The organism is Streptomyces sp. NPDC001351 (assembly GCF_042896045.1).
Classification (GTDB): domain Bacteria; phylum Actinomycetota; class Actinomycetes; order Streptomycetales; family Streptomycetaceae; genus Streptomyces.
Window position 1 is genome coordinate 360,361 of the sequence record NZ_JBIAWS010000003.1, and the last position, 25,220, is coordinate 385,580.

General features: G+C 72.0%; 20 protein-coding genes. 10 read left to right on the top strand and 10 right to left on the bottom strand.

Annotated elements, in window-relative coordinates; genetic code table 11:
• The first annotated feature begins 87 nt into the window (after positions 1–87).
• Entirely contained in the window at positions 88–1,503 is a 1,416-nt protein-coding gene (locus ACFY1U_RS11970) for an amino acid permease (protein WP_390693991.1), read from the top strand.
• A 75-nt stretch (positions 1,504–1,578) separates the two neighbouring features.
• Here the strand turns inward: ACFY1U_RS11970 and ACFY1U_RS11975 are convergent, their stop codons facing one another.
• Positions 1,579–3,480, bottom strand: a complete 1,902-nt coding sequence (locus tag ACFY1U_RS11975) for an ABC transporter ATP-binding protein (protein WP_390694511.1) — start codon at positions 3,478–3,480, stop codon at positions 1,579–1,581.
• Between the two features lie 165 nt (positions 3,481–3,645).
• Between ACFY1U_RS11975 and ACFY1U_RS11980 the strand changes: the two genes are divergently transcribed.
• Entirely contained in the window at positions 3,646–4,635 is a 990-nt protein-coding gene (locus ACFY1U_RS11980; protein ID WP_390693992.1) for a YbhN family protein, read from the top strand.
• Between the two features lie 16 nt (positions 4,636–4,651).
• Here the strand turns inward: ACFY1U_RS11980 and ACFY1U_RS11985 are convergent, their stop codons facing one another.
• On the bottom strand, positions 4,652–5,368 hold the full coding sequence (locus tag ACFY1U_RS11985; protein WP_390693993.1) for an SDR family oxidoreductase: 717 nt from the start codon (positions 5,366–5,368) through the stop codon (positions 4,652–4,654).
• Positions 5,369–5,471: 103 nt separating this feature from the next.
• On the opposite strand from ACFY1U_RS11985, the gene ACFY1U_RS11990 reads away from it, so the two are divergent.
• Both ACFY1U_RS11990 and ACFY1U_RS11995 read left to right on the top strand, forming a co-directional pair.
• On the top strand, positions 5,472–6,236 hold the full coding sequence (locus ACFY1U_RS11990) for a crotonase/enoyl-CoA hydratase family protein (RefSeq protein WP_390693994.1): 765 nt from the start codon (positions 5,472–5,474) through the stop codon (positions 6,234–6,236).
• A 135-nt stretch (positions 6,237–6,371) separates the two neighbouring features.
• A complete protein-coding gene (locus ACFY1U_RS11995) occupies positions 6,372–7,478 on the top strand; it encodes a mechanosensitive ion channel family protein (protein WP_390693995.1) in 1,107 nt (368 codons plus the stop codon).
• A 21-nt stretch (positions 7,479–7,499) separates the two neighbouring features.
• On the opposite strand, the gene ACFY1U_RS12000 is transcribed toward ACFY1U_RS11995, so the two are convergent.
• The gene (locus ACFY1U_RS12000) at positions 7,500–9,059 is read right to left on the bottom strand and encodes a M1 family metallopeptidase (protein WP_390693996.1); all 1,560 of its coding nucleotides are present in this window, start codon (positions 9,057–9,059) and stop codon (positions 7,500–7,502) included.
• 219 nt (positions 9,060–9,278) lie between these two features.
• Here ACFY1U_RS12000 and ACFY1U_RS12005 point away from each other — a divergent pair, with 219 nt between their 5' ends.
• Complete coding sequence (locus ACFY1U_RS12005) at positions 9,279–11,498, top strand: NADP-dependent isocitrate dehydrogenase (RefSeq protein ID WP_390693997.1); 2,220 nt, start codon at positions 9,279–9,281, stop codon at positions 11,496–11,498.
• Between the two features lie 334 nt (positions 11,499–11,832).
• Here ACFY1U_RS12005 and ACFY1U_RS12010 read toward each other — a convergent pair whose 3' ends face one another.
• Both ACFY1U_RS12010 and ACFY1U_RS12015 read right to left on the bottom strand, forming a co-directional pair.
• Positions 11,833–12,933, bottom strand: a complete 1,101-nt coding sequence (locus ACFY1U_RS12010) for a DNA glycosylase AlkZ-like family protein (RefSeq protein WP_390693998.1) — start codon at positions 12,931–12,933, stop codon at positions 11,833–11,835.
• Between the two features lie 60 nt (positions 12,934–12,993).
• Positions 12,994–13,335: a DUF5713 family protein gene (locus ACFY1U_RS12015; RefSeq protein WP_390693999.1), complete on the bottom strand. Its 342-nt coding sequence runs from the start codon at positions 13,333–13,335 to the stop codon at positions 12,994–12,996.
• A gap of 108 nt (positions 13,336–13,443) precedes the next feature.
• Here ACFY1U_RS12015 and ACFY1U_RS12020 point away from each other — a divergent pair, with 108 nt between their 5' ends.
• The 3 genes from ACFY1U_RS12020 to ACFY1U_RS12030 all read left to right on the top strand — a co-directional run bounded on the left by ACFY1U_RS12020 (position 13,444) and on the right by ACFY1U_RS12030 (position 16,088).
• Positions 13,444–13,992: a YciI family protein gene (locus ACFY1U_RS12020; protein ID WP_390694000.1), complete on the top strand. Its 549-nt coding sequence runs from the start codon at positions 13,444–13,446 to the stop codon at positions 13,990–13,992.
• Entirely contained in the window at positions 13,992–14,795 is an 804-nt protein-coding gene (locus ACFY1U_RS12025; RefSeq protein WP_390694001.1) for an N-formylglutamate amidohydrolase, read from the top strand. The genes ACFY1U_RS12020 and ACFY1U_RS12025 overlap by 1 nt, the downstream gene beginning before the upstream one ends.
• 72 nt (positions 14,796–14,867) lie before the next feature.
• A complete protein-coding gene (locus tag ACFY1U_RS12030; protein WP_390694002.1) occupies positions 14,868–16,088 on the top strand; it encodes a cytochrome P450 in 1,221 nt (406 codons plus the stop codon).
• Positions 16,089–16,103: 15 nt separating this feature from the next.
• Here ACFY1U_RS12030 and ACFY1U_RS12035 read toward each other — a convergent pair whose 3' ends face one another.
• From ACFY1U_RS12035 to ACFY1U_RS12045, 3 genes are read right to left on the bottom strand one after another with little or no spacing between them, the layout of a single operon-like run.
• Positions 16,104–16,628: a hypothetical protein gene (locus ACFY1U_RS12035; RefSeq protein WP_390694512.1), complete on the bottom strand. Its 525-nt coding sequence runs from the start codon at positions 16,626–16,628 to the stop codon at positions 16,104–16,106.
• A gap of 5 nt (positions 16,629–16,633) precedes the next feature.
• The gene (locus ACFY1U_RS12040; RefSeq protein ID WP_390694003.1) at positions 16,634–17,209 is read right to left on the bottom strand and encodes an RNA polymerase sigma factor; all 576 of its coding nucleotides are present in this window, start codon (positions 17,207–17,209) and stop codon (positions 16,634–16,636) included.
• 59 nt (positions 17,210–17,268) lie between these two features.
• Positions 17,269–18,705, bottom strand: coding sequence for a S8/S53 family peptidase (locus ACFY1U_RS12045; RefSeq protein ID WP_390694004.1), 1,437 nt, complete (start codon positions 18,703–18,705; stop codon positions 17,269–17,271).
• Between the two features lie 150 nt (positions 18,706–18,855).
• On the opposite strand from ACFY1U_RS12045, the gene ACFY1U_RS12050 reads away from it, so the two are divergent.
• A complete protein-coding gene (locus ACFY1U_RS12050) occupies positions 18,856–21,420 on the top strand; it encodes a CHAT domain-containing protein (RefSeq protein ID WP_390694513.1) in 2,565 nt (854 codons plus the stop codon).
• Positions 21,421–21,529: 109 nt separating this feature from the next.
• Here ACFY1U_RS12050 and ACFY1U_RS12055 read toward each other — a convergent pair whose 3' ends face one another.
• Together ACFY1U_RS12055 and ACFY1U_RS12060 are read right to left on the bottom strand one after the other, a co-directional pair.
• Entirely contained in the window at positions 21,530–21,769 is a 240-nt protein-coding gene (locus tag ACFY1U_RS12055) for a hypothetical protein (protein WP_390694005.1), read from the bottom strand.
• 81 nt (positions 21,770–21,850) lie between these two features.
• Positions 21,851–23,746: a LuxR C-terminal-related transcriptional regulator gene (locus ACFY1U_RS12060; protein ID WP_390694006.1), complete on the bottom strand. Its 1,896-nt coding sequence runs from the start codon at positions 23,744–23,746 to the stop codon at positions 21,851–21,853.
• 95 nt (positions 23,747–23,841) lie between these two features.
• Here ACFY1U_RS12060 and ACFY1U_RS12065 point away from each other — a divergent pair, with 95 nt between their 5' ends.
• Positions 23,842–24,927 carry a M12 family metallopeptidase gene (locus ACFY1U_RS12065; RefSeq protein ID WP_390694007.1) on the top strand — a complete coding sequence of 362 codons (1,086 nt, stop codon included), beginning with the start codon at positions 23,842–23,844 and terminating at the stop codon, positions 24,925–24,927.
• Positions 24,928–25,220 lie beyond the last annotated feature (293 nt).

A 25,220-nucleotide genomic window follows, 5' to 3' on the forward strand; every position in this document is an offset into this window, starting at 1 on the left:
ATGGTGAACAGTTAAACAAGACTGTTCTTTTGGATCGTACTGAACTAATTTCCCGGTCACCGTCCCCGCTCCCCTCATGGATGTGTGATGACCTCAACGCTCACCCAGAGTCCGCCCTCCGAGCCCGGCCTCAAGGCCGGCCTGAAGAACCGCCATCTGTCGATGATCGCCATCGGCGGTGTGATCGGCGCCGGCCTGTTCGTCGGCTCCGGCTCCGGCATCGCCGCCGCAGGCCCCGGCATCCTCATCTCCTACGCCCTCGTCGGTGTCCTCGTCGTCCTCGTGATGCGGATGCTGGGCGAGATGGCCGCGGCCAACCCGACCTCGGGCTCGTTCTCCGCGTACGCCGACCGTGCGCTGGGGCGCTGGGCCGGGTTCACCATCGGCTGGCTGTACTGGTTCTTCTGGGTCGTGGTGCTCGCGGTGGAGGCGACCGCGGGCGCGAAGATCCTGGCCGGCTGGATACCGGCGGTCCCGCAGTGGGGCTGGGCGCTGATCGTCATGGTCGTGCTGACCGCCTCGAACCTGGCCTCGGTCAGCTCCTACGGCGAGTTCGAGTTCTGGTTCGCCGGCATCAAGGTGGTCGCCATCGCCGCGTTCATCGTGGTGGGCGGTCTGGCGATCTTCGGTCTGCTGCCCGGCTCCGACCACCCGGCCTCCGGCTTCTCCAACCTGACCGCACACGGCGGCTTTCTGCCGCACGGGCCGGGAGCGATCCTCACCGGCGTGCTGATGGTGGTCTTCTCGTTCATGGGCAGCGAGATCGTCACGCTCGCGGCCGGCGAGTCCGCGGACCCGCAGGGCGCGGTCACCAAGGCCACCAACAGCGTGATCTGGCGGATCGCGGTGTTCTACCTGGGCTCGATCCTGATCGTGGTGTCGCTGCTGCGCTGGGACGACCCGGCCATCCTCAAGGACGGCTCCTACGTCGCCGCGCTGAGCTCCATCGGCATCCCGCACGCGAGCCAGATCATGAACGCCATCGTGCTGACGTCCGTGCTGTCCTGTCTCAACTCGGGCCTGTACACGGCCTCGCGCATGGCGTTCTCACTGGCCCGGCGCAGTGACGCCCCCGCCTCCTTCGGCCGCACCACCGGGCGCGGTGTGCCGCAGGCGGCCATCCTGGCCTCGGTGGTCTTCGGCTTCGTGGCGGTCGCCTTCAACTACCTGTGGCCGGACACCGTCTTCCAGTTCCTGCTCAACTCCTCCGGTGCGATCGCCCTGTTCGTATGGCTGGTGATCTGCTTCTCGCAGCTGCGGATGCGCAGGATCATCGAACGGGAGACGCCGGAGAAGCTCGTCGTCAGGATGTGGCTCTACCCCTACCTGACCTGGGCCACCATCGCCCTGATCACCTTCGTCCTGGGCTACATGCTCACCGACACGGCCGACGGCGGCGGACGCGACCAGGTGGTCCTGTCCACCCTGGTGGCCCTCGGCGTGGTGGTCTTCGCGCTGGCCCGCGAGCGGGTGGGCCGGAAGAAGGACGCGCTGGCCCCGTAGGACGGACCTGCTGGTCCCGTAGGCCGACGGAACCCCGAGGGGCGGTGGCACCGCCCCTCGGGGTCGACGCGTCTCCTACGCCACCGCCTCCCCTGCGGCGGCGATCCCGGTCTCCTGCGCCGCCCGCTCCTCGAACTGCGTCCGGTACAGCTCCGCGTACCGCCCGCCGGCCACCAGCAGCTCCTCGTGCGTCCCCCGTTCCACGATCAGCCCGCCCTCGATCACCAGGATCACGTCCGCCGCCCGCACGGTGGACAGCCGGTGGGCGATCACGACCGCGGTACGGCCCTCCAGCGCCTCGGCCAGTGCCTCCTGGACCGCGGCCTCGGAGGTGTTGTCGAGGTGGGCGGTGGCCTCGTCGAGGATGACCACGCGCTGGCGGGCCAGCAGCAGCCGGGCGATGGTCATGCGCTGGCGTTCACCGCCGGAGAGACGGTAGCCGCGCTCGCCGACGACCGTGTCGAGACCGTCGGGCAGGGACCGTACGAGATCGTCGAGGCGGGAGCGGCGCAGGGCGTCCCACAGTTCGGCCTCGGTGGCGGTGGGGGCGGCCAGCAGGAGATTGGCGCGGACCGTGTCGTGGAAGAGGTGGCCGTCCTGGGTGACCATGCCGAGGGTGGCGCGCAGGGAGGCCGCGGTCAGGTCGCGGACATCGCTGCCGCCGACGCGTACGGCGCCCCCGTCGACGTCGTACAGCCGCGGAAGCAGTGCGGCGATCGTCGACTTGCCCGCACCGGACGATCCGACGAGCGCGACGGTCTGGCCCGGTTCGGCGCGGAAGGAGATGCCGTGCAGGACCTCGGCGCCGCCCCGGGTGTCCAGGCTCGCCACCTCCTCCAGGGAGGCCAGGGAGACCTTGTCGGCGGACGGGTAGGCGAAGCGGACGTCGTCGAACTCGACGGAGACCGGACCGTCGGGCACGGTGTGCGCGTCCGGTTTCTCCTCGATCAGGGGCCTCAGGTCGAGCACCTCGAAAACGCGCTCGAAGCTGACCAGCGCGCTCATCACCTCGACGCGCGCCCCGGCGAGCGCGGTCAGCGGCGCGTACATACGGGTCAGCAGCAGCGCCAGCGACACGACCGCGCCCGGCTCCAGGCTGCCGCGCAGCGCGAACCAGCCGCCGAGACCGTAGACCAGGGCGAGGGCCAGGGAGGAGACCAGGGTCAGGGCGGTGATGAACACCGACTGGGCGGTCGCGGTGCGCACGCCGATCTCCGCGACCCGGCGGGCGCGGGCCGCGAACTCCACCGACTCCTCCTCCGGCCGCCCGAAGAGCTTGACGAGCGTGGCGCCCGGGGCGGAGAACCGCTCGGTCATCCGCGTGCCCATCGCCGCGTTGAGCGTCGCCGCCTCCCGCTGCATCCGGGCCATACGGCTGCCCATGCGGCGGGCGGGAATCACGAACACCGGCAGCAGCACCAGCGCGAGCAGGGTGATCTGCCAGGACAGCGTCAGCATGACGGCGAGGGTGAGCAGCAGCGTGACCAGGTTGCTGACCACTCCCGACAGTGTGTTGCTGAACGCGCGCTGCGCGCCGATCACGTCGTTGTTGAGTCGGGAGACCAGCGCTCCCGTACGTGTGCGTGTGAAGAACGCGACCGGCATCCGCTGCACATGATCGAACACAGCCGTGCGCAGATCGAGGATGAGTCCCTCTCCGAGCGTCGCCGAAAGCCTCCTGCCGAGGATGCCGAGGGCCGCCTCCGCGACCGCGATGAGCGCGATGAGCAGGGCCAGGCGTACGACCGTGCCCTCGTCGCGGCCCGACACGATCGCGTTCACGACACGCCCGGCCAGCACGGGCGTTGCGACGGCGAGCAGCGCGGTCACCACCCCGAGCACCACGAACTGCGCCATGCGGGCACGGTGCGGGCGGGCGAAGGCGGCGATACGGCGCAGCGTGGCGCGCGCCAGAGGGCGCCGCTCCTGCTCGGCATTCATGACACTGTGCAACTGCATCCAGGCGGTGGTCTCCATGCTCATGAGGGAGACCGTAGAACCTCAAGCAACATTGAGGTCAATGTTTTCCTGACGTCCCCCACGAAGGACCCCATGTCCGTACGCAAGCCGCTGTCCCCGCTTCAGCCGCTGTCCCCGCTTCCGCAACCCGCCGTTGGCACGGCCTGGAAACCCTCCCCGGATGTGACTGCGGTACACCTTCCCCAAGGGCCACTCCCCCAAGGACGATTCCCCCGACGCGTCCCGGCCCGCGTGCTCCGGCAGATCCTGTGCCTGCTGCCGCTGCTGCTCGTGTCCGTCGTGGCCGTGCAGCACCGCTCCGTGCTCGTCGAGGGCTTCGGTCATCTGCGGGCCGCCGAGTGGCCCTGGCTGCTGGCGGCAGCCGGCGCCACCTGTCTGACCTGGGTGGCGGCCGCCGTCACCCGGCAGGGCGCGGTCGTCGACCGGCTGCCCAAGCGGCGCCTGCTCGCCACCCAGTTCGCGGCGGGCTCGGCCAACCACCTGCTGCCGACGGGCCTCGGCGCGGGCGCGGTCAACCTGCGGTTCATGACCGTCTGCGGGATTCCGCTCGCCCGCTCCTCGGCCGCGCTCGCCCTGTATCTGCTGGCGGAGTCGGTCACCCGGCTGGGCCTCTTGATCGGGCTGCTGCTCGTCTTCCCCGATGCGCTGCGGTTCGACCATCTGCTGCCCGAACGCTCCGTGGGTCCGCTGCTGCTCACGGTCTGCGCGGTCGCGGTCCTGGCCGTGGGGCTCCTGCTGCTCGTCCGCCGGGTGCGGACGGCCGCGCTGTCCTTCCTGCGCACGGCGCTGTGCGAACTGCGCTCGGTGCACACCCGCCCGTCCCGCGCGCTCGCGCTGTGGGGCGGCTCGCTCGCCTTCCCCGCGCTGCAGGCGGCCGGGCTGGTCCTGGTCGGTCTTTCGCTGGGGCTGCCGGTGCCGCCCGTGCACATGGCGGTCGCCTATCTGGCGGCGACGGTCGCGGTCGCGCTGGTGCCGACGCCGGGCGGGCTCGGCTCGGTGGAGGCGGCGCTGGTCGTGGCGCTGGTGGCCGCGGGCGGCCCCGCGGCCGTCGCGACCGCGGTCGTGCTCGCCTACCGGATCATCACGGTGTGGCTGCCGCTGCTGCCGGGCGCGCTGACGCTGGGCGCGCTGGTACGGCTGAAGGTGATCTGAGCAGGTCCTCGGCCCCTCACCAGGGAATCGGCTTCCCGTCCCGGAAGAAGCCCCCGGTCGGCCCGTTGTCGGGCAGCGTCGCCGCCCACACGATCCCGGCGGCACCTTCGGCGACGGGACGTCCGCCATGGCCACCCATGTCGGTGGCGACCCAGCCGGGGCAGATCGCGTTGACCAGGATGCGATGCCGGCGCAACTCACCGGCCAGCAGGCAGGTCAGGGCGTTGAGCGCGGCCTTGGAGACGCTGTAGGCAGGGGTGCCACCGCTCATCGACTGCAGCGAACCGCCCTCGCTGCTCACCATCACCACCCGCGGGTGCGGGCTGCGCTGCAGCAGCGGCAGCAGCGCCTGGGTGACCCGCCAGGCCCCGAACAGATTGGTGTCCAGGGCCCGTTGGACCTCATCGAGATCGGCCGACCGGGCCTGCGCCCAGGTGTCGTACAGGATCGCCGCGTTGTTGACGACCACGTCCACGCGCCCCAGGTCGTCACCCACCCGGTCGGCCATGGCCGCCACGCTCGCGGCGTCGGAGACATCGAGCTGCACCGCACTCACCCGCTCCCCGCCCGGATCGATGCGCGCGGCGGCGGCGCGTCCCTTGGCGAGGTCGCGCGAGCCGAGCACCACGTGGTGGCCGCGGGCGGCGAGCTGCCGTACGACCTCGTGTCCGATACCGCGGTTGGCGCCGGTCACGACGGCGACCGGTGGCGCGCCCGCATGTGCAGCTGCCATCAGCAACACTCCCTCTGTACGGTGATCCAGCCTCGCACAGCCGTTGCACGATCGCCCCGCCGGTGGCCGCCCGCACCGGCACTGTCGGAGAAAGAGGCCCAGCATGCCGGTCCGTACCGAACGCCAGGGACACGTCACCACCGTCGTGCTCTCCCGCCCCGAGGTCCGCAACGCGGTGGACGGTCCGACGGCCGCCGAACTCGTCGCCGCCTTCCGGGAGTTCGAGGCCGACGACGAGGCGCGGGTGGCGGTGCTGTGGGGCGAGGGCGGCACGTTCTGCGCGGGCGCCGACCTCAAGGCGCTCGGCACCGACCGCGGCAACCGGGTCGCGGAGGACGGCGACGGCCCGATGGGGCCGACGCGGCTCAGGCTGTCGAAGCCGGTGATCGCCGCGGTCGCGGGGCACGCCGTGGCCGGCGGGCTCGAGCTGGCACTCTGGTGCGATCTGCGGGTCGCCGAGGAGGACGCCGTCTTCGGCGTGTTCTGCCGCCGCTGGGGCGTCCCGCTGATCGACGGCGGCACGGTACGGCTGCCCCGGCTGATCGGGCAGAGCCGCGCACTGGACATGATCCTCACCGGGCGGGCGGTACCGGCAGGCGAGGCCTACGAGATCGGCCTCGCCAACCGCCTCGTCCCCACCGGCACGGCACGCACCGCGGCGGAGACCCTGGCCGCCGGGATCGCCCGCTTCCCGCAGGCCTGTCTGCGGGGCGACCGGGCGTCGGTGCTGGAGCAGGACGGGCTGGACGAGTCGACGGCGATGCGGGCCGAACTCCGGTACGGGACAGGGGTGTTGGCGGAGGGCCTGGAGGGGGTGGCCCGGTTCGCGGCCGGGGCCGGGCGGGGCGGGTCGTTCACGGACGTGTGACGGTGACCTCGAGCGTCCCGTCCCTGGTGCAGGGCGCCGTCCGAAACCGCACCGTCCGACCGGCCACCAGGTACGAACTCCTGTGCGGAATAGGGCAGGATGAGCGGCTGCACATCCCGAACTTGGAGGTAGCCGGTGAACCGAGCGCTCACCGTGGACGACCTGGTCATCGCCTCAGTCGCGCTGGCGGCGGGCCTGTTGGCCGCATTCCTGCTGCGCATGCTGCTGCGCTGGCTGGGCAAGCACGCCGACCGCACCCGCTGGAGCGGCGACGACGTCATCGTCGACGCGCTGCGCACGGTGGTGCCGTGGGCTGCGATCGTGGGCGGCGCGGCCTCCGCGGGGGCGGCGCTGCCGCTGACCAGGACGGTCCAGAACCACGTCAACCAGGTGCTGACGGTGGTGCTCATCTTCGTCGTCACGGTGACGGCGGCCCGGGTGATCGCCGGTCTGGTGCGGGCGGTCACCACGTCCCGCTCCGGGGTCGCCCGGTCGGCCACGATCTTCGTGAACATCACCCGGGTGCTGGTCCTGGCGATCGGTTTCCTGGTGGTGCTGCAGACGCTGGGCATCTCGATCGCTCCGATGCTCACCGCGCTGGGCGTGGGCGGTCTGGCCGTCGCGCTGGCGCTGCAGGACACCCTCGCCAACCTCTTCGCGGGCATCCACATCCTGGCCTCGAAGACCGTGCAGCCCGGCGACTACATCCGGCTGAGCAGCGGCGAGGAGGGCTATGTCGAGGACATCAACTGGCGTCAGACGACCGTGCGCGCTCTCTCCAACAACCTGGTCGTCATCCCCAACGGGGAGCTGGCGAAGGCCAACATGACCAACTTCATGCGCCCCGAGCAGAAGTTGACGATCCTCGTCCAGGTCGGTGTCGCCTACGACAGCGATCTGGAGCACGTCGAGCGTGTGACCATGGACGTCATCGCCGAGGTGATGACCGGGGTCGAGGGAGCGGTCCCGGACCACGAGCCGGCGATCCGCTTCCACACCTTCGGCGACTCCCGGATCGGCTTCACCGTCATCCTGGGCGTGGGCGAGTTCAGCGACCAGTTCCGGATCAAGCACGAGTTCATCAAGGCGCTGCACAAGCGCTACCGCGAGGAGGGCATCCGTATCCCGGCCCCCGCGCGGACGGTGGCGCTGCAGCAGGGGTCCGTGACCATCCCGCAGCAGCGCGGCCCGCAGGGGACGGTCGTCGAGGCGGGCGACGTGTCCGCCGCCCGCCTCGACTGAGAACCTCAAGGGTCGACGAGGTCAGAGCGTCGCGGAGTTCTCGTGCCAGTGCCCGCCCCGGCGGCTGTGCGGGGAGGCGAGCGCGGAGCTCACCGGCTTGACCGTCCAGTCCGGGTGGCCGGGCATCCGCGGCGTCTTCGTACCGTAGAGCCAGTCCTTGAGGAATCCGGACAGATCCTGCCCCGAGACCTCCGAGGCGACGGCGATGTAGTCGTCCGTCGTCACCGAGGAGCCCCGGTACCGGTCCAGGAAGCACCGCTCGATGGCGTGGAAGACGTCCTCGCCGACGACCTGGCGCAGCGCGTAGAGGACCAGGACGCCGCCGGTGTAGCGCTGGCTGTCGAAGAGGTTCACCGCGTTCGGGGCCGCGACCGGCCCCGAGTCGTGGCGCCACTGGTCGCCGACGCCGTAGGTGTACTTCATGCGGTCCTCGAACGTGCTGTAGCCGAGCGAGTCCGTCCAGCCGCGCTCGTAGCGGTACAACAGGCCGTAGTAGTCGGCGTGGCCCTCGTTCAGCCACAGGTCGGCCCAGTTGGCGGGGCTGACGAGGTTGCCGAACCAGGAGTGGACCAGCTCGTGCATCATGTGCGAGCCGATCTTCTTCTCCTCCTGGAGCAGGAAGTTCGGCTTGTACAGGGTGAGGGTCTGCGTCTCCAGGCCGGTGAAGTCGAAGGCGTTCGGGTTGTCGGAGTTGCAGGGCAGCAGCCCGTACGTCTCGAAGGGGAACGCCCCGAGCCGCTGCTCCAGCCAGTCGACCAGCCCGGGGGTGAGCGCCAGCGCCGGTTCCAGGGCGGCGGCCCGGGCGGTGGGCACGACGTCCCGCAGCGGCAGCCCGTGCGGGCCCTGCCGGTCCTTGACGACGTAGTCGCCGACGGTGATCTGGACCAGTTCGGTGGCCATCTGCTCACTGGAGCGGTACGAGTACGCGGTGCGGCCGTCGGCGAGGGTCTCGGTGCCGGTGAGCAGACCGTTCGCGACACCCCGCAGACCGGCCGGGACGGTGACGCGGAAGGTGAAGTCCGCCTTGTCCGACGGGTGGTCGTTGCACGGGAAGACGGTGTGCGCCGAGTTCGGCTGCGGGCAGATCGCGAAGCCGTCCGGGGTGACGACCCAGGCGGTGTGCGCGAGGGTGCGGCTCGGGTCCGCGCCGTACTCGACGCACACCGTCGTCCGGGCCCCGGCGGGCAGCGGGCGGTCGGGCGTGATCCGCAGCTTCTCGTCCGCCTGCTCGAAGGCGGCGGTGCGGCCGCCGACGCGGACGGAGCGTATGTCCAGGCCGAGGGCGTCCAGGGAGAAGCGGCTGAGCGCCTGGGTGGTGCTGATCCTCAGGACGGCGGTGGCGTCGACGAGCTTGGTCGTCGGGTCGTAGGAGAAGTCGAGGTGATAGGCCAAGGCGCGGTAGCCGTCGTTGCCGAGGGCCGGGAAGACGGAGTCGCCGAGGGTCTCGGGGCCCGGCGTGCCGTCGTCCTTCGGCGTGCGCCTGCCGTTCGGTGCGGCGGACGCCGTACCCCCCACGGTCAGTGCCGCGGCCGTGCCGATCAGGGCGGCCGCGGGGGCCGTCACTCTGCTGCGATATCTCATGGTCAGCTTTCGCTCTGGCGGCCGGGAGGTCAGCTCCGGCCGTCGACGAACAGATGCACGATCTCCTTCCAGGACCCAAGATCGGCCGCTTTGGTTGCACGGCGGGAGCGCAGATCGGTTCCGGAGTGTGGGACGTGTGGCCGGACCCCTGTCGAGCCGACCTCGATCAGGAGATATCTTGATGTCGAGCAATGTTGCAGACGTGGAGCGGAGCACCCGGTGACTGACTCGACCATCTTCTATACGCACACTGACGAGGCCCCGGCCCTGGCGACGTATTCCTTCCTGCCGGTGGTCCAGGCGTACGCCTCGCAGGCGGGTGTCGCTGTGGAGACCCGTGACATCTCGCTGGCCGGGCGCATCATCGCCCTGTTCCCGGAGTACCTGACCGAGGACCAGCGGATCCCGGACGCCCTCCACGAGCTGGGCGAGCTGGCCAAGACGCCCGAGGCCAACATCATCAAGCTGCCGAACATCTCGGCCTCGATCCCGCAGCTGAAGGCCGCGATCGCCGAGCTGCAGGGCCAGGGCTACGCGCTGCCGAACTACCCGGACGACCCCAAGACCGACGAGGAGCGGGAGATCCAGGCCCGCTACGACAAGGTCAAGGGCTCCGCCGTGAACCCGGTGCTGCGTGAGGGCAACTCCGACCGCCGCGCCCCCGCCTCGGTCAAGAACTACGCCAAGACCCACCCGCACCGCATGGGCGCCTGGACCCCCGAGTCCAAGACCAACGTCGCGACCATGGGCGAGAACGACTTCCGCTCCACCGAGAAGTCCACGGTGATCTCCGAGGCCGGCACGCTGCGCATCGAACTGCTCGGCGAGGACGGCACCACCACGGTGCTGCGCGAGTCCGTACCGGTGCTCGCGGGCGAGGTCGTCGACGCCTCCGTGATGCGCGCCGCCGCGCTCAACGAGTTCCTGGCCGCGCAGGTCGCCCGCGCCAAGGCCGAGGGCGTGCTGTTCTCCGTGCACCTCAAGGCCACGATGATGAAGGTCTCCGACCCGATCGTCTTCGGTCACGTGGTGCGCGCCTTCTTCCCGAAGACCTTCGCCAAGTACGGCGAGACCCTCGCCGCGGCCGGCCTGTCCCCGAACGACGGTCTGGGCGGCATCTACAAGGGTCTGGAGGGCCTGCCGGAGGGCGCCGAGATCAAGGCCTCCTTCGACGCCGAGCTCGCCGAGGGCCCGGCCCTCGCGATGGTCGACTCCGACAAGGGCATCACCAACCTGCACGTGCCGTCCGACGTCATCGTCGACGCCTCGATGCCGGCCATGATCCGCACCTCCGGCCACATGTGGGGCCCGGACGGCCAGGAGGCCGACACCCTCGCGGTGCTGCCGGACTCCTCCTACTCCGGCGTCTACCAGGCCGTCATCGACGACTGCCGCGCCAACGGCGCCTACGACCCCGCCACCATGGGCTCGGTGCCGAACGTCGGTCTGATGGCGCAGAAGGCCGAGGAGTACGGCTCCCACGACAAGACCTTCGAGATCAAGAAGGCCGGCACGGTCCGTCTGGTCGACCAGGCCGGCCATGTCGTCCTGGAGCAGCCGGTCGCGGTCGGCGACATCTTCCGCGCCTGCCAGACCAAGGACGCGCCGATCCGCGACTGGGTGAAGCTGGCCGTCACCCGCGCCCGCGCCACCGGCGACCCGGCGGTGTTCTGGCTGGACGAGACCCGCGGCCACGACGCCGTGATCATCGAGAAGGTCAAGCAGTACCTGCCGGAGCACGACACCGAGGGCCTGGACATCCGGATCCTCGCCCCGGTCGAGGCGACCAAGCTGTCCATCGAGCGCATCCGCCGCGGTGAGAACACCATCTCGGTGACCGGCAACGTGCTGCGCGACTACCTCACCGACCTCTTCCCCATCCTGGAGCTGGGCACCAGCGCCAAGATGCTGTCGGTCGTCCCGCTGATGGCGGGCGGCGGCCTGTTCGAGACGGGCGCCGGCGGCTCCGCGCCGAAGCACGTCCAGCAGCTGGTCAAGGAGAACTACCTGCGCTGGGACTCGCTGGGCGAGTTCTTCGCGCTGGTGCCGTCCCTTGAGCAGTACGCCACGGCCACCGGCAACACCCGCGCCAAGGTCCTGGCCGACACCCTCGACCGCGCCACGGCGACCTTCCTCAACGAGGACAAGTCCCCGACCCGTCGCGTCGGCGGCATCGACAACCGCGGCAGCCACTTCTACCTGTCCCTGTACTGGGCGCAGGAGCTGGCCGCGCAGACCGAGGACGCGGACCTGGCGAAGGCCTTCGCCCCGCTCGCCGAGACGCTCACCGCCAATGAGCAGAAGATCGTCGACGAGCTGCTCGCCGTCCAGGGCAAGCCTGCCGACATCGGCGGCTACTACCAGCCCGACCCGGCCAAGGCCGCCGCGGTCATGCGCCCCTCGGCCACCTGGAACGAGGCGCTGGCGTCCCTGAGCTGACGCACCGGGCCTCGACGGCCCGTTCCTGACTCCGCCCCGGCCGGCACACTGCCCGGCCGGGGCGGAGCCGTGTCACGAACGGCCTGCCACGGGAGGTGACCGCCGTCCCGCGTTCGACGGGGACGCCCTGCACGTCACCGACGGGGGAACACCCAGTCCGACGTCGAGCGGTTCTTCGCCGGCCGTGCCGGCACCCGCCGTCAAGGAGGCCGGCATCACCGGCGGGCCGGAGTCCGCGTTCTCACCGCTGCACCGGCGTTTCGTGGCGTCGGGAGTCAGCGGCGCCGGCTGACGACAGGCCGGTCGGCTCCTCACCGGTCGAGCAGTGACTCGTTCAGGGCAGTACGAGCTCCAGCTCGAGCCAGCGGGCCAGGTCCTCGATCTCCCGGCCTATCTCCGCCGCCATGGCCGGGGTGAACGGGACGTCCTCATGGACGGCGCCGACCCGCAGCACTCCGGCCCTGCGGTCCGCGGTGGCATCGAGTTTCCCGACCAGCCGGTCCCCGTACAGGACCGGCAGCGCGAAGTAGCCCCAGCGGCGCTTGGCGGCGGGCTTGTACATCTCCAGCTGGTATTCGTACTCGAACAGCTCGGCGGTGCGTCTGCGGTCGTGGACGAGACGGTCGAAGGGCGACAGCAGTGCCGCCCGCCCCTCGAAGGGCAGGCCCAACTGATCGGGGTCCACCCGCCACCTGCCCCGCACCCCCTCCACGACGGCGGGCTCACCCGCCTCGCCCACGTCCGCCGGCTCCACCGGGCACTCCGGCCCGCGGGCGCGGGCGATGCCGAGGGCGCGCAGCCGCCGCTCGTCGCGGATGCGCAGCGCTTCCTCCACCGGGACCGGCGGGAGGTCGGGGTAGACCCGGCCGGCCAGGTCCCACAGCCGGTCACCGCCGCTGCGCCCGGCTACGGCGACCTCACCGCGCTGCACCATCAGCTCCAGGAGCTTGGTGACATTGCGGTTGTCGGTCCAGCCGCTCGACTTCCACGGTGTGGCGCAGGTGTCCGGGAGGGCACGGGAGGGCAGTGGCCCTTCGGCGCCGAGCCGGTCGAGGATGTCCCGGCGGCAGGCGTCGTTGGCCGCCACCCATGACCGGTGATGCTCACGCCACGAGGAGGGCGTGCCCCGCTCGGGCCATTCGGCCATCTCGGCGCGGTACAGCGCGAGATCCTCGGCGGGCCGGATCATCGCCTGCAGCTCCAGCAGCGTGCGACTCTCCCGTGCCGCGCTCAACTGTCCTGGTGCGTACGGCGATCCGAGTCGGCTCCACGCCACCAGGTCGGCGTTGGGCGCGACGGCGGCGGTCGGGTCGATCTGCAACAGGGTCAGCCCACGCACCACGTCGAGCAGCCCGTCCGGCCGTACGGCGTCCAGGAGTTGGGCGCGTACGGCGATACGGCGGGCGTCGGTGCGCGAGAGCTCGTGGACGGTCATGATCCGACAGTAGGCGACGGCACTGACAACGGCCCGTGGCTGCGTCACCCCGCCCACGGCTCACCACTCCCGGGTGGCGATCAGCTCCTCCGCGTCCGCGTCCTCGAAGCCGTAGGCCTGGGCGATGAACCAGAAGTCGCCGCCGATCTCCTCCCGTGCCACGGTCTCGATCTCACTGCCTGCGGCGTCGAACGCGGCCTCCAGGAGGTTGAACTCCTCCGTGGCCGCCTGCGTCAGGGCATAGAGCGCGGCGAGGTCTGCGGGCCGCTCGGCCTCGATGCGCTCGCACAGGCCCAGCAGGATCGCCTTGCCGCGGTCCAGTACCCGGTCGGGAAAGTAGTCGTCCTCGTACAGCACTTCCAGAAAGGCGTGCTCGATGACCTGCTGGTTGGTGATGCGCATGCTGCTCCCCCACCGGTTCTCGTCGAACGAAGGCGGTCCACACCGTAAGCCCTCGGGGCGTACGGATATCACGCGGCGACTCCTGGCGGGAGCTGGCAGGCTGTGACCATGGAGTTCTTCTGTTACCACCGTGATCGAACCGGATCCCTCGGCCTGCGCGGGGAGTTGGTGGAGGAGCACTGGTCCTACATGGACCGGTACGCGGCGGAGCTGATCGCCCGGGGCCCGACCTTCGCCGACGACGGCGAGACGCCTTCCGGGAGTGTGCACATCGTCGGCCTGCCCGACGCCGCGGCCGCCCGTGCGTTCGCCTTCGACGAGCCCAACCACCAGGCCGGGGTGTACCGGGACGTGCTGGTGCGGCGGTGGCGGAATCTGCTGGGCCGCACCATGTGGGAGTTTCCCGGGGGCGCGAACGGCGGCAATCGCTACCTCGTGCTCGGCCTCGGTTCCGGCCCGGCGGCCGACCTCGAGGTGCCCGCCGACCGTGACGAGTTGATCGCGTACGGTCCGCTGTTGTCGGACGACGGCGTCGCCTGGCTCGGTACCGCTGCGCTGCTGCGGGCTCCCGACCCGGACCGGGCCCGTGCCGTCCTCACCGCGGAGCGTTACGCGGACGTCGAGGTCCACGCCTGGGAGTTCGGCGGGCGGCGCTGATGAACCCCTCCGTGCCGGCACCGTCCTACGCGCTGCTGCCCGGCGCGCCCCACTCCCCCGTCCTCCTTCATGTGCCGCACTCGGCGCGGGAGATTCCGGCCGAGGTGCGGGCGGGCATCGTGCTGGACGGGCCCGCGCTGGAGCGGGAGTTGGACCACATCACCGACGCGCACACGGCGGAGATCGCCGCGGCGGCGGCCGACCTGGCCGGGGTCGCTCCCTGGCGGTTCGTGAACCGGCTCTCGCGGCTGGTGGTCGATCCGGAGCGGTTTCCCGACGAGCGGGAGGAGATGCTCGCCGTCGGGATGGGCGCCGTGTACACGCGCACCACGCACCGGGAGGCGCTGCGGGCCGACGACACCGACCCCGCGCCGCTGATCGAACGGTACTTCCGGCCGTACGCCCAGGCCATGACGGAGGCGGTGGCCGACCGGCTGGCCGCCACCGGGCGGGCCGTGATCGTCGACGTCCACTCCTACCCGAGCGCGCCGCTGCCCTATGAGCTGCATGGCGAGGGACCGCGGCCGCCCGTCTGTCTGGGCACCGACTCCTTCCACACACCGCCGGGGCTGCAGGCGGCGGCGCGCGAGGCGTTCGCGGCGTGCGGGGAGACAGGACTCGACAGCCCGTTCAGCGGGGCGTATGTGCCGCTGGAGTTCTACGGGAAGGACCCGCGGGTGAGCGCCCTGATGGTGGAGCTCCGCCGGGACACCTACATGACCGAGCCGGGCGGGCCCGCCGGCCCCGGGCTGACCCGGCCGGCGCGGGCGCTGGCCGCGCTCGTCGACGCCGTGACCGGCTGAGGCAGGGCTCCCGCCCTCCGGCTGGAGCACTCCCGCGCGACAGGCGTCCGGGCCGAGGTGAGGGTGGAGGGCATGACTGAGGAGACCACCACGCTGACGGAGCAGGTCCCGCCCCCGGTACGGGAGTGGCCCGCGCACGACCTGGCCGGGACGGAGTTCGACCCGGTGCTCGCGGACCTCATGCGCGAGGGCCCGCTCACCCGCATCCGGCTGCCGCACGGCGAGGGCTGGGCGTGGCTGGCCACCCGCTACGAGGACGTGAAGCTGATCACCAACGATCCGCGGTTCAGCCGCACGGAGGTCACCCGCCGTCAGGTGACCCGGCTCGCCCCCAACTTCGCGCCCCGGCCGGGCTCGCTCGCCTGGGCCGACCAGCCCGACCACAACCGGCTGCGCAAACCGGTCGCCGGCGCCTTCACCGTGGGCGCGATGAAGCGGCTGCGGCCCCGCGCGCAGCAGATCCTCGACGGACTGCTCGACGGGGTCGTGCGGGACGGGCCGCCGGCCGACCTCGTCGAGCGGGTCCTCGAGCCCTTCCCGATCACCCTGGTCAGCGAGGTGATGGGGGTGCCCGCCGAGGACCGGGAGCAGGTGCATGCCTGGACCCGGCAGATCATCTCCACCTCCGGCGGGTCCGCGGCCGCCGACCGCGCCAAGAACGGCATGTACGGCTGGATCACCGACACCATCCGGGCCCGGGCGCACAGCACGGACGAGGACGTGTACGCGCTGCTCGGCGCCGCCGTCGGCCGGGGCGAGATCAGCGAGGAGGAGGCCGTGGGCCTCGCCGGGCCGCTGCAGATCGGCGGCGAGGCCGTCACCCACAACTGCGGGCAGATGCTGTTCCTGCTGCTCACCCGGCCGGAGTTGATGCAGCGCATGCGGCAGCCGCAGGCGCGCGGGCGGGTGCTGGACGAGCTGCTGCGCTACATCCCGCACCGTACCTCGGTCGGTCTGGCCCGCATCGCCCTGGAGGACGTCGAGCTGCACGGCCACCGCATCAGTGCCGGTGACCCGGTGTACGTCTCCTACCTGGCCGCCAACCGCGACCCGGACGTCTTCCCCGACCCGGACCGGATCGACCCGGACCGCGACCCCAATCCGCATGTGGCGTTCGGAAACGGCGTGCACTACTGCACCGGCGCCGTGCTCGCCCGTCTGCAGACCGAACTCCTCGTCGACACGGTGCTGGAACGGCTGCCGGGCCTGCGGCTCGCGGTCCCCGCCGACCAGGTCGTCTGGCGCCGCAAGACCATGATCCGCGGGCCGCAGACCCTGCCCGTCACCTGGTGAGGGCAGGGCCCCGCGTCAGACCGTCACCCAGTCCGTGACGAGCACTCCCTCGCCGGTCCGCAGCCGCAGCGCGAACGGGCCGGCGGGAGGTTCGCCGTAGGTGAAGCGCCCCATGTCGTCGGTGGTCAGCGGCGAGCCGGCCTGCGGGCCGCTGAGCACCTCGATGCCGGCCGTCTGCGGCGGCAGCACCTGTCCCATCAGCCCCTGTGCGGTCAGTTCGACGTCGACGGTCACCCCGCCCGCGTGGAACGTGAGCATCCGCGGCACGTCCGTCGCTCCCCTGACGGGGATGGCGTCCACCACGGAGTCGAAGGTCAGCTCGGCGATGCGGGCGTCGAGGTCGTGCAGCGCGAAGGCCTCGACGGCGATCTGCCGCAGCTGGGCCGGAACCGGGTCCAGGATGGCGGCGGCCCTGCGGAGCTCCTCCTCCACCAGGTCGTACGCCACCTCGTCGATGCCGTCGATGCCGTTGACCCCGTCGATGTCGCCCAGGTCGTTGATGTCGTCGTTGTGGTTGGCGTTGTTGTTGGCGTTGTTCATGTCGGTCACGCCGCTCCCCGTGCTTCCAGTCGTGCCCGCAGGCGCCGCAGACAGCGCTGGCGGAGCGGTCCGATGCTGCCCACGGCGATACCCAGCGCCGCGGACACCTCCTGGTAGCTGGGCGGCGGCGAGGCCATGAGGACGCGCAGCAACTGCCTGCAGCGATCGCCGAGTTCCTCGAACTCCTGCCACAGGTGCCGGATGCGCTCGGTCTCGGCGGCCGCCTCCTCCAGGTCGAGGAACGACTGCTCGGGCGTACGGTCCTCACTGACCCGGTCCAGCAGTTGCGGATCGTCCGTCGGGGTCAGCCGCCTCAAGCCCTTGAGGACCTTCAGGGACTCGTGGCGCGCCGTACTGGCCAGCCACGACCCGGCCTTGTCGGGTTCGCGGATGCGCCCCAGATGCTGGGCGAATCGGAACCACACCGTCTGGTACACCTCGTGTGCGTCGGCGTCCGAGAGCCGGTGCGCGCGCACCACGGACCACACCAGTGGGCTCAGGCCCTCCACGAGCGCCTTCCAGGCCGCCGCGTCGCCGTCGACGGCGGACTGGACCAACGCGCCGACATCTGCTCGGTCCACGGCCCCACCCCTCGTGTACGGCAAGTCATCGTACGCCGTGGAGGGGACCGTTCCGGACCTCATGCGGGAGGTGCCAGCTGCGTGACGGGCGTGGGGCGCCACGTCGGCGGGCGCAGCGCCGGCACATGCGCCCCGCGCACCTCCGCGTACGCCCCGGTCTCCGCGAGGAGCTTCCTGCGGGCGGCACGCGCATCACCCAGCTTGTTGGCGGTCATGTAGGCGACGACCATGCCCGCGGCGACCGGGGTGGCGAACGAGGTGCCGCTCCAGTGTGCGTAGCCCTCGAACATCACCTGGTCCGCCTTGCCGGCGGTGGGGGTTCCCGCCGTGCTCAGCACGCCGGTGTGCCGCGGGTACTGGCAGGTGCACGCGTAGGTGAAGTGGTACCGGCACGCGTCGTAGGTGGAGTGCTGGTAGACGTACGGCACGGGCGCGTCGAAGCCGGTCAGCGTGCTGGTCAGCCGCTCTCCGGGAGCGTAGGCCTTCACCCAGGAGCCGTAGTTGGAGAAGCAGGCGCCGAACTCGCCGTCGCTGCGCAGCGCTCCGACCGAGAGCACGGCGTCCTCGTAGTCGGGCAGATCGGCGTAGGCGGCGGGCCAGAACTTCGACGCGCTGGAGTTGTTGCCGGCGGCCGTGACCAGCAGGGTGCGCCGCCGGCGCAGTTCGTCCATGAAGCTCCGCACGCCGAGCAGGCCGTCGTCGCGGCCGTTGGCGGTGCCGGCGGAGAGGCTGATGACATCCGGCCAGCCGTGCTCGTCGACGGCGTCGAAGAGCCGCTGCCCGAACTGGTCCTCCAGGATCGCGCCGGCGTCGTTGAGGGTGTTGCGCACGGTGATGTTCGTGTTGGGTGCGACGGCCGCCAGCAGGCCCGCGATGAACGTGCCGTGGCCGACGTACTGCAGCAGGTCGCCCTGGGCGTCGGTCTCGGTGCCGTGCAGGTCGCCCTGGACGTGGGCGAGCAGCGGAACCGTGCCGTGGTCGTGGGTGAGGCCGTTGTCGATGACCAGGACGCCGACGGCGGTGTCCGCGTCGTAACCGGCCTCGGCGGCGGCCGGGTTGGTGCCCTGGGTGAGCGGGGCGGGCACGGGCTCGTCGCCGGGGCAGGAGTTGACCGCGATCGACACCACGTGGTTGCGGCTGACCAGCCGGCGCTCGGCGCGTGCCTCGTGCTCGCGCATGGCCCGCAGGGCGTGCGCGACCGCCCGGTCGCCGCGCCGGTCGCCGTGGCCGGGGTCGCCGACCTGGATACGGGTGATGCCCGAGCGGTTGGTCTCCGGGCCGGCCCGCCGCACATGGTCGGCGGTCAGTCCGGTCGCCTCGGTGAAGTGGGTGCGTACGGTGTCCTCGACGAGCCGCGCATCCTCACCGTCGCGGGCCAGGACCACGCCCTTCTCGTAGATGAACTCCGCCGCGTCGTCGGGTCCCATGGCCAGGGAGACGTCCGGCATCGAACGCTGGATCTGGTCGAACTGTTCGTGGAATCGCTGAGGTGCCATGGCGTGTCCTCCCCCTAGAGGCGACTGTCGTCAGACAGAGTCGCGGAGCCGTCCATTGATACAGCGCCAAACCGGTGTGGGGCGCAACCCACGGCCACTACCATCCTTTGAGTGACAGCGGGAAGCGACTCGGTTCTCGAACTGCTGCCGATGGTGTTCGCCGACCCGGGCGAGGCCCGGGCGCGGGCGCAGGGCGTACTGGACTCCGATCCCACGCCGTGGCGTGCCTCCGTCGCGCACCAGGTGATCGGCATCTGGCAGCGGGACTGGGGCGACCTGCGGATCGCGCTGCACCATCTGCGCCGTGCCCGCGATCTGGCCGCGCGTGCCCAGGCACCCGACCGGGAGGGCGACATCCTGGCCACCCTCGGCGTGGCGCTGGTGCACTCCGGCCGCACCCGGCAGGGTCTGGAGGCGCTGGAGCGGGGTGTCGCGGTGAGCAGCGGGCACACCCGCGCGCGGGTCCTGTTCCGGCGGGCCTACGCCTCCTGGGTGCTGGGCCGGCACCGGGAGGCGCTGGAGGACGTACGCAAGGCGATTCCGGTGCTGCGGCAGGCGGACGACGTCATCTGGACGGCGCGGGCGCTGACCCTGCGGGCCACGGTGCATCTGGCGCTCGGCGCGGTGGACCGGGCGGAGGCGGACTTCACGGCCGCGCACGCGCAGTGGGACACCACCGGCCAGGAGCACGACAAGGCGGACGTGGTGGAGAGCCGGGGCCTTGCCGCGTTCCGGTCGGGTGACATCCCCCTCGCGCTGCGGCTGCTGGACGAGGCCGAGGAGCGCTACGCCAAGCTCGGCACCCCGTCGTTCATGCTCTACATCCGGCGCTGCGAGGTGCTGATGGCCGCCGGGCTCGCCCCGGAGGCGCTCGCCGAGGCGGACACCGCCACAGGGGCGCTCGACGGCATCGGCGGGCAGTCCACCCGCAAGGCGGAGCTGCTGCTGGTCGCGGCCCGCGCGGCGCGTCTGGCGGGTGATCCGCACACCGCGATCGCGCGCGCGGCGCTGGCCGTGCGGCTGTTCGCCGGGCAGCGGCGCAGCTGGTGGGAGACGCATGCCCGGCTGGTGCTGATCGAGGCGCGGGTGGCCGCCGGGCGCCGCTCGGGACGTCTGGTCGCGGACGCGGCGGCGGTGGCCGAACGGCTCGCTTCCTTCGGCGCGCCGGCCGCCCCGGAGGCCTCGCTGCTGGCGGGCCGGATCGCGCTCTCGCTGGGCTGGACGGCTGACGCGGAGCGGCATCTGGCCGTCGCCGCCCGCAGCCGGCACAGCGGGCCGCCGCTGGCGCGGATGACCGGCTGGGCCGCGCAGGCGCTGCGCGCGCGGGCCGCGGGTTCCGGCCGGGGTGTCCTGGAGGCGTGCCGGCGCGGCCTCGACGTGCTCGACGACCACCGGATGACGCTGGGCGCCTCCGAACTGCGGGCCCGTGCCACCGAACAGGGGGCGGAGCTGGCCGCGTTGGCCCAGCAGGCCAGCCTCGACTCGGGCAGCCCGCGCCGGCTGCTGATGTGGAGCGAACGCTGGCGTGCCACCGTCCTGTCCACCCCGCCCACCCGGCCGCCCGCCGACCCGGCCCTGCTCGGCAACCTGACCGCGTTCCGGGAGATCGCCGCCCGCGCGGAGGAGGCCCGCAGCGACGGCCGCCCGATCCCCGCCCTGGAGCGTGAACAGCGGCGTCTGGAGCGGGAGATCCGCTCCCGGACGCTGCACATGCGCGGCGACGCGCCCGGCGACGGGGACCGTTTCGACGTCGGCCGTCTGCTGGAACGGCTGGGCGAGGTGCGGCTGGTGGAGCTCGCCGTGCTCGACGGGCGGGTCCAGGTGCTGCTGTGCGGGCAGGGGCGGGTGCGGCGGTTCGAGGCAGGGCTGCTCGCCGATGCCGAGACCGAGGCCGAGCACGTGCAGGCCGGGCTGCGCAGGCTGGCCCACCCGGGCGCGGAGGCGCGGCTTCCGGTGGTCGAGGCGATGGGCCGCCGCCTGGAGGAGCTGCTGCTCGGCCCGGCCGCCGCCCACCTGGGCTCGGGCCCGGTGGTGGTCGTACCGCCCGGCCGGCTGCACCGCGTGCCGTGGGCGCTGCTGCCGTCGCTGCGGGAACGGGTGCTGAGCGTGTCGCCGTCGGCGAGCAGCTGGCTGCGCGCCCACGAGACAGAGCCGCCGCCCGGCGGCCGCCATGTCCTGGTGCGCGGGCCGGGGCTCGCCACCGGCGGCGCGGAAGTGCCCGAACTCGCCGACCGCTACGGCAGACCGACCCTCCTGGAACATGAGGACGCGCGTGTGCCGCGCGTCCTGGAGGAACTCGACGGCGCCGCGCTCGCCCACATCGCCGCGCACGGCACCTTCCGCGCCGACAGCCCCCTGTTCTCCGCGCTGCGGATGGCCGACGGCCCGCTCATCGTGCACGACTTCGAACGATTGGACCGCAGCCCGTACCGGATCATCCTGTCCAGCTGCGACACCGCCCGCCTCGCCTCGGTCGGCGCGGACGAACTCCTCGGCCTGGTCACCGCCCTGCTGCCGCTCGGCACGGCGGGAGTGGTGGCCAGCAGCGCACCCGTCAACGACCACGCCGTGGTGCCGTTGATGCTCGCCCTGCACAAGGGCCTGAGCGCGGGCCTGTCCCTGGCCGAGGCCCTGCGCGACGCGCGCGCCTCGCTGCCGGGGGACGCGCTGCACCAGGCCACGGGGTGGGCGTTCACGGCGTTCGGGGCGGCCTGAACTCGCAGGGGCCCGCATCTCCCTGACGGCACGGGCGAATCGCCGGTTGTCCGCTTCGCCGGGGACTGCTGATGAGGTTCCGCCTGGGGAGTGTTCGCCTGCGCCAAGCTCACCGGTTGTCCGGCCGCTGCGCAAACGCAGGCGCGCGTGGCTCGGCGGCGCGGGCCTGCTCTTCGCAGGCGTGCTCATCGCCTCCCCCGCGAACGGCGAACCGACGGCCACTCGATGCGGAGGTCAAGCCCGCGACGACCATCACGGCGACCGTGACGGCCGCGCCCGCGGGCGGCACGCCGATCAAGTGCACGTACAGCTCGAACGCGTGGCGCTGGAAATGCGCGTGCCGGGACACGCCCGGCGCTCCGGGCAGCGGTCGGCGGCCTGACCCCTCCCCCGAATACTGGGGGTCAGACCGCCGGTTCTAGGGCGCGGCTCAGGCCGGCTGCGCGTCCGGCAGCTCCACGAGCCACGGCAGCGCACCCCGGTCGCTGGCACCGAGCCGGGCGTAGGCGCTGTAGAGGTGGTTGCCGACGGTGCGGATGGACAGCGTCAGCTGTTCCGCGATCTGCCGGTTGCTCAGGCCCGCCGCCGCCAGGGTGACGATCTGCCGCTGGCGGGCGGTCAGTTCGCCCAGGACCAGCCCGGACAGGGCGGGTGTACGGGCGCCCTGGCAGCGGCGGGCCAGGGCGACGGCACGCGTGCGTGAGGTGCGCGCGGCGCGCGGGTCGCGGTGCGCGCGTACGGCCTGCGCGTGCGCCTCGGCCGCGAACAGCAGGAACCCGCGCCCCTCCAGCGCCTCCGCGGCCCGGTCCAGCGCGGGGCCGTCCCCACGGGCCAGCGCCTCGGCATGCCTGGCGAACACGCCGTCGGCCGGGAGGCGTTCGGCGACCTTCTCGGGGGCTCCGAGGCGTACGGCGTCGTAGAGGGCGAACGCGCTGTCGGAGCCGGCAGCCATACGGTCGCTGCCGTCGCCGTACCGCTGCACCATGCCGTCGGTGGCGTCGCCGATCGCCGCGAGCGCCCCTTCCACGTCCCCGCGGGCCGCGATCAGCCATGCGGTCGGCTCGTCCAGGTGCGGGCAGCCCGCGGCGGCCTCCTGGGCGGCCGCCGCGTCTCCCGACTGGGCGGCGGCCAGGGCGAGTTCGGTGCGGCAGGACGCGTCCCCCAACGCGTCCCGCAGCCCCTCCCGCGCCCAAGCCGCCGCCTCCCGCAGCTCCCCCCGAAGCCGCGAGAACCTCGCCCGGACGGCCGCGTACCCGGCGGGCACCGGTGCGCCCTCCTGCGCGAGCCACTCCCCCACGGGCGTCGGCAGCGGCCATACGTCCGCCTGCTCGATCCGGCGGGTCAGCGCGTCCGACTCGGCGGTGAGGGCCGCGGCGCACTGGGCCGGTGTGCGGGCCAGCCGCCTCGCCCGGAGCCTGCCGGCCGCGGCACGTAGCACCGGGCCGTGCAGCGGGTGGGCGAGGCGGACGGTGCCCTGGTCGTCGACGCGGATCAGGCCCTCGCCCTCGAGGTTTTCCAGGATCCGCAGGTCGAGGTCGTCCATGTGCAGGGGCAGGGGCTCTGCGAAGGCGAGGCGTTCGAGGGTGTCCCGCTCGGCGGGGCCGGGGCGTTCGAGGAGCTCGGCGGTGCGCTGGCGGACGGTCGTCGTCACCGGCACCGGGCCCCGCCACGCCCATTCGTCCGTGTCCGGCAGGAGGCGGGTCAACAGGCCCTGCTCGCGCACCGCGTCCACCAGTTCGCGCAGCAGCCTCAGGTCTCCCTGGCACAGGTGGTGAAGGCGGTTCAGGGTGAGCGGCTCCAGGCTGCCGCCGACGCCCGCCGCCAGGAGCTGTTCGGTGTCCTCGCGGGGCAGGGGCTCCAGGGTGAGGCGCGGCAGCAGTTCGCCGGTCCACAGCCGGGAGATCGCGCCGGGGTACGGGCCGCCGTCGGCGGCGACGACGATCAGCCGGGTGCGGCCGTGCACGGCCAGCTGGTGCACGAGGGCGGCCGAGGCGTCGTCGAGCAGGTGCGCGTCGTCGACCACCAGCAGCCGTACGCCGGACAGGAGTTGGACCGCCCGGTGCAGGGAGACCGCCTCGGGCAGCAGATGGGCGAACGCGGCGAAGGGGATGTGCCGGGTCTCGGGTGTCCCGGCCGCACGGGTGCGGTCGCTGCCCCGTACGGCCTCGGTGACCAGGCGGGTCTTGCCGCTGCCGGCCGGCCCGGTCACCACGATGCCGTGCCGGCCTGCGGTCAGGGAGCGGCGGATCAGCTCGAGCTCGTCCTCACGTCCGGTGAACTGCCAGGGCAGTTCAAGGGCCTTCGCGTCGCGTTCGAAAGTCGTCACGGGAGTATGAGCGCGAGTACTCACCCCTGATACAGGGTGACTTGAGTAGCCCTCGACTCAGGCGCCCGTGACGCTGCCCACGGCAACCTGTGCGCATGACCGGACGCTACTGCTCCCTCGCGCAGCAGTCGGCCCCCGCTTTCACACCGGGGCTGACCGCCGAGCGGCTCAGTGCGCTCATCGGCGGACGGTCGATGTGGGTCAACGGCACCGTGCTGCACTACTGGTTCTTCGACGGCGACACCGACGGGTCGGTCATTCCCGTACCGGGAACCGGGCGGTCCCGCCGGGTGTCGTGGGCCGGCGCCAAGGAACAGCGGGACGTGGTGCGCGAGTGCTTCCAGGAGTGGCAGGGCCTCGGCATCGGCGTGTCCTTCGTCGAGGTCGGCGACCGCTCGGAGGCCGAGCTGCGCATCGGGTTCCAGCTCGGTGACGGCTCCTGGTCGATGGTGGGCAAGGACTGCCTGCGGGCCGGGAAGAACGAACGGACCATGAACTTCGGCTGGGACCTGACCGCGCCCGGGGAGCGCGGGACGGCCCTGCACGAGATCGGGCACGCGCTCGGCATGCTGCACGAGCACCAGAGCCCGTTCGCCGGCATCCACTGGGACGACGAGGCCGTCTACGCCGATCTGGCGGGCCCGCCGAACTTCTGGAGCCGGGACAGGACGTACTTCAACATCCTGCGCAAGCTCGACCCGGACGAGGTCAACGGCTCCGTCTGGGATCCGCAGTCGATCATGGAGTACCCGTTCCCGGACGGGCTGATCCTGGAGCCGGAGCAGTTCCGCGGCGGCCTGAACCCGCCCGGCACGCTCTCGCCGGCCGACAAGGAGTTCGTGCTGCGCTGGTACCCGCCGGCCGATGTGCCGCGGCCGCCTGCGCTGGTGCCCTTCCGCTCGGCGCCGCTGGGCCTCGGCCCCGGCGAGCAGGCCGACTTCACCGTCGACCCGCCGGAGACCCGCGAGTACACCATCGGCAGCTTCGGCGCGAGCGACTGCGTCCTCGTGGTCTTCGAGGAGCGGGACGGGGAGCCCCGATATCTCGCCGGCCGGGACGACGGCGGAGCACCGCACAACGCCACCCTCAAGGCCCGGCTCGTCAAGGGCCGTCGCTACTTCGTCCGAGTACGTCTGTACTCCGCGTGGGGACCGGGGGAAACAGCGGTCATGTGCTGGTGACAGCACAGATCCGCACCCACGCGGTCAGCCGGTCCACAGTCCGGCGCCGGGGGAGGGTCGGGGAACGGTTGCCTTCGGGGGAGGGAAACCGTTCCCCGACCCATGTCCGGGGTCGCCACGGTCAGCGGCCGTTCCGGTCTCGCAGCGCCGAATGTCAGTGGCGGCCGATAACGTCCAGTCATGAGTCGATCACACATCACGGGATACGTCATCGGCGAGAGCCTGCGGCCCGGAGCGGTCTTCCAGCCCCCTGGACTGCGTCTGCGCAACGTCACCCGGCTCGACCTGTCGGC

Excerpts from the sequence above, each read along its gene's own strand:
- ACFY1U_RS11970 (WP_390693991.1), top strand. The coding sequence starts at position 88 with ATGACCTCAACGCTCACCCAGAGTCCGCCCTCCGAGCCCGGCCTCAAG.
- ACFY1U_RS11975 (WP_390694511.1), bottom strand. The coding sequence starts at position 3,480 with ATGGAGACCACCGCCTGGATGCAGTTGCACAGTGTCATGAATGCCGAG.
- ACFY1U_RS11985 (WP_390693993.1), bottom strand. The coding sequence starts at position 5,368 with ATGGCAGCTGCACATGCGGGCGCGCCACCGGTCGCCGTCGTGACCGGC.
- ACFY1U_RS11990 (WP_390693994.1), top strand. The coding sequence starts at position 5,472 with ATGCCGGTCCGTACCGAACGCCAGGGACACGTCACCACCGTCGTGCTC.
- ACFY1U_RS12000 (WP_390693996.1), bottom strand. The coding sequence starts at position 9,059 with ATGAGATATCGCAGCAGAGTGACGGCCCCCGCGGCCGCCCTGATCGGC.
- ACFY1U_RS12010 (WP_390693998.1), bottom strand. The coding sequence starts at position 12,933 with ATGACCGTCCACGAGCTCTCGCGCACCGACGCCCGCCGTATCGCCGTA.
- ACFY1U_RS12015 (WP_390693999.1), bottom strand. The coding sequence starts at position 13,335 with ATGCGCATCACCAACCAGCAGGTCATCGAGCACGCCTTTCTGGAAGTG.
- ACFY1U_RS12020 (WP_390694000.1), top strand. The coding sequence starts at position 13,444 with ATGGAGTTCTTCTGTTACCACCGTGATCGAACCGGATCCCTCGGCCTG.
- ACFY1U_RS12025 (WP_390694001.1), top strand. The coding sequence starts at position 13,992 with ATGAACCCCTCCGTGCCGGCACCGTCCTACGCGCTGCTGCCCGGCGCG.
- ACFY1U_RS12030 (WP_390694002.1), top strand. The coding sequence starts at position 14,868 with ATGACTGAGGAGACCACCACGCTGACGGAGCAGGTCCCGCCCCCGGTA.
- ACFY1U_RS12035 (WP_390694512.1), bottom strand. The coding sequence starts at position 16,628 with ATGAACAACGCCAACAACAACGCCAACCACAACGACGACATCAACGAC.
- ACFY1U_RS12045 (WP_390694004.1), bottom strand. The coding sequence starts at position 18,705 with ATGGCACCTCAGCGATTCCACGAACAGTTCGACCAGATCCAGCGTTCG.
- ACFY1U_RS12050 (WP_390694513.1), top strand. The coding sequence starts at position 18,856 with ATGGTGTTCGCCGACCCGGGCGAGGCCCGGGCGCGGGCGCAGGGCGTA.
- ACFY1U_RS12065 (WP_390694007.1), top strand. The coding sequence starts at position 23,842 with ATGACCGGACGCTACTGCTCCCTCGCGCAGCAGTCGGCCCCCGCTTTC.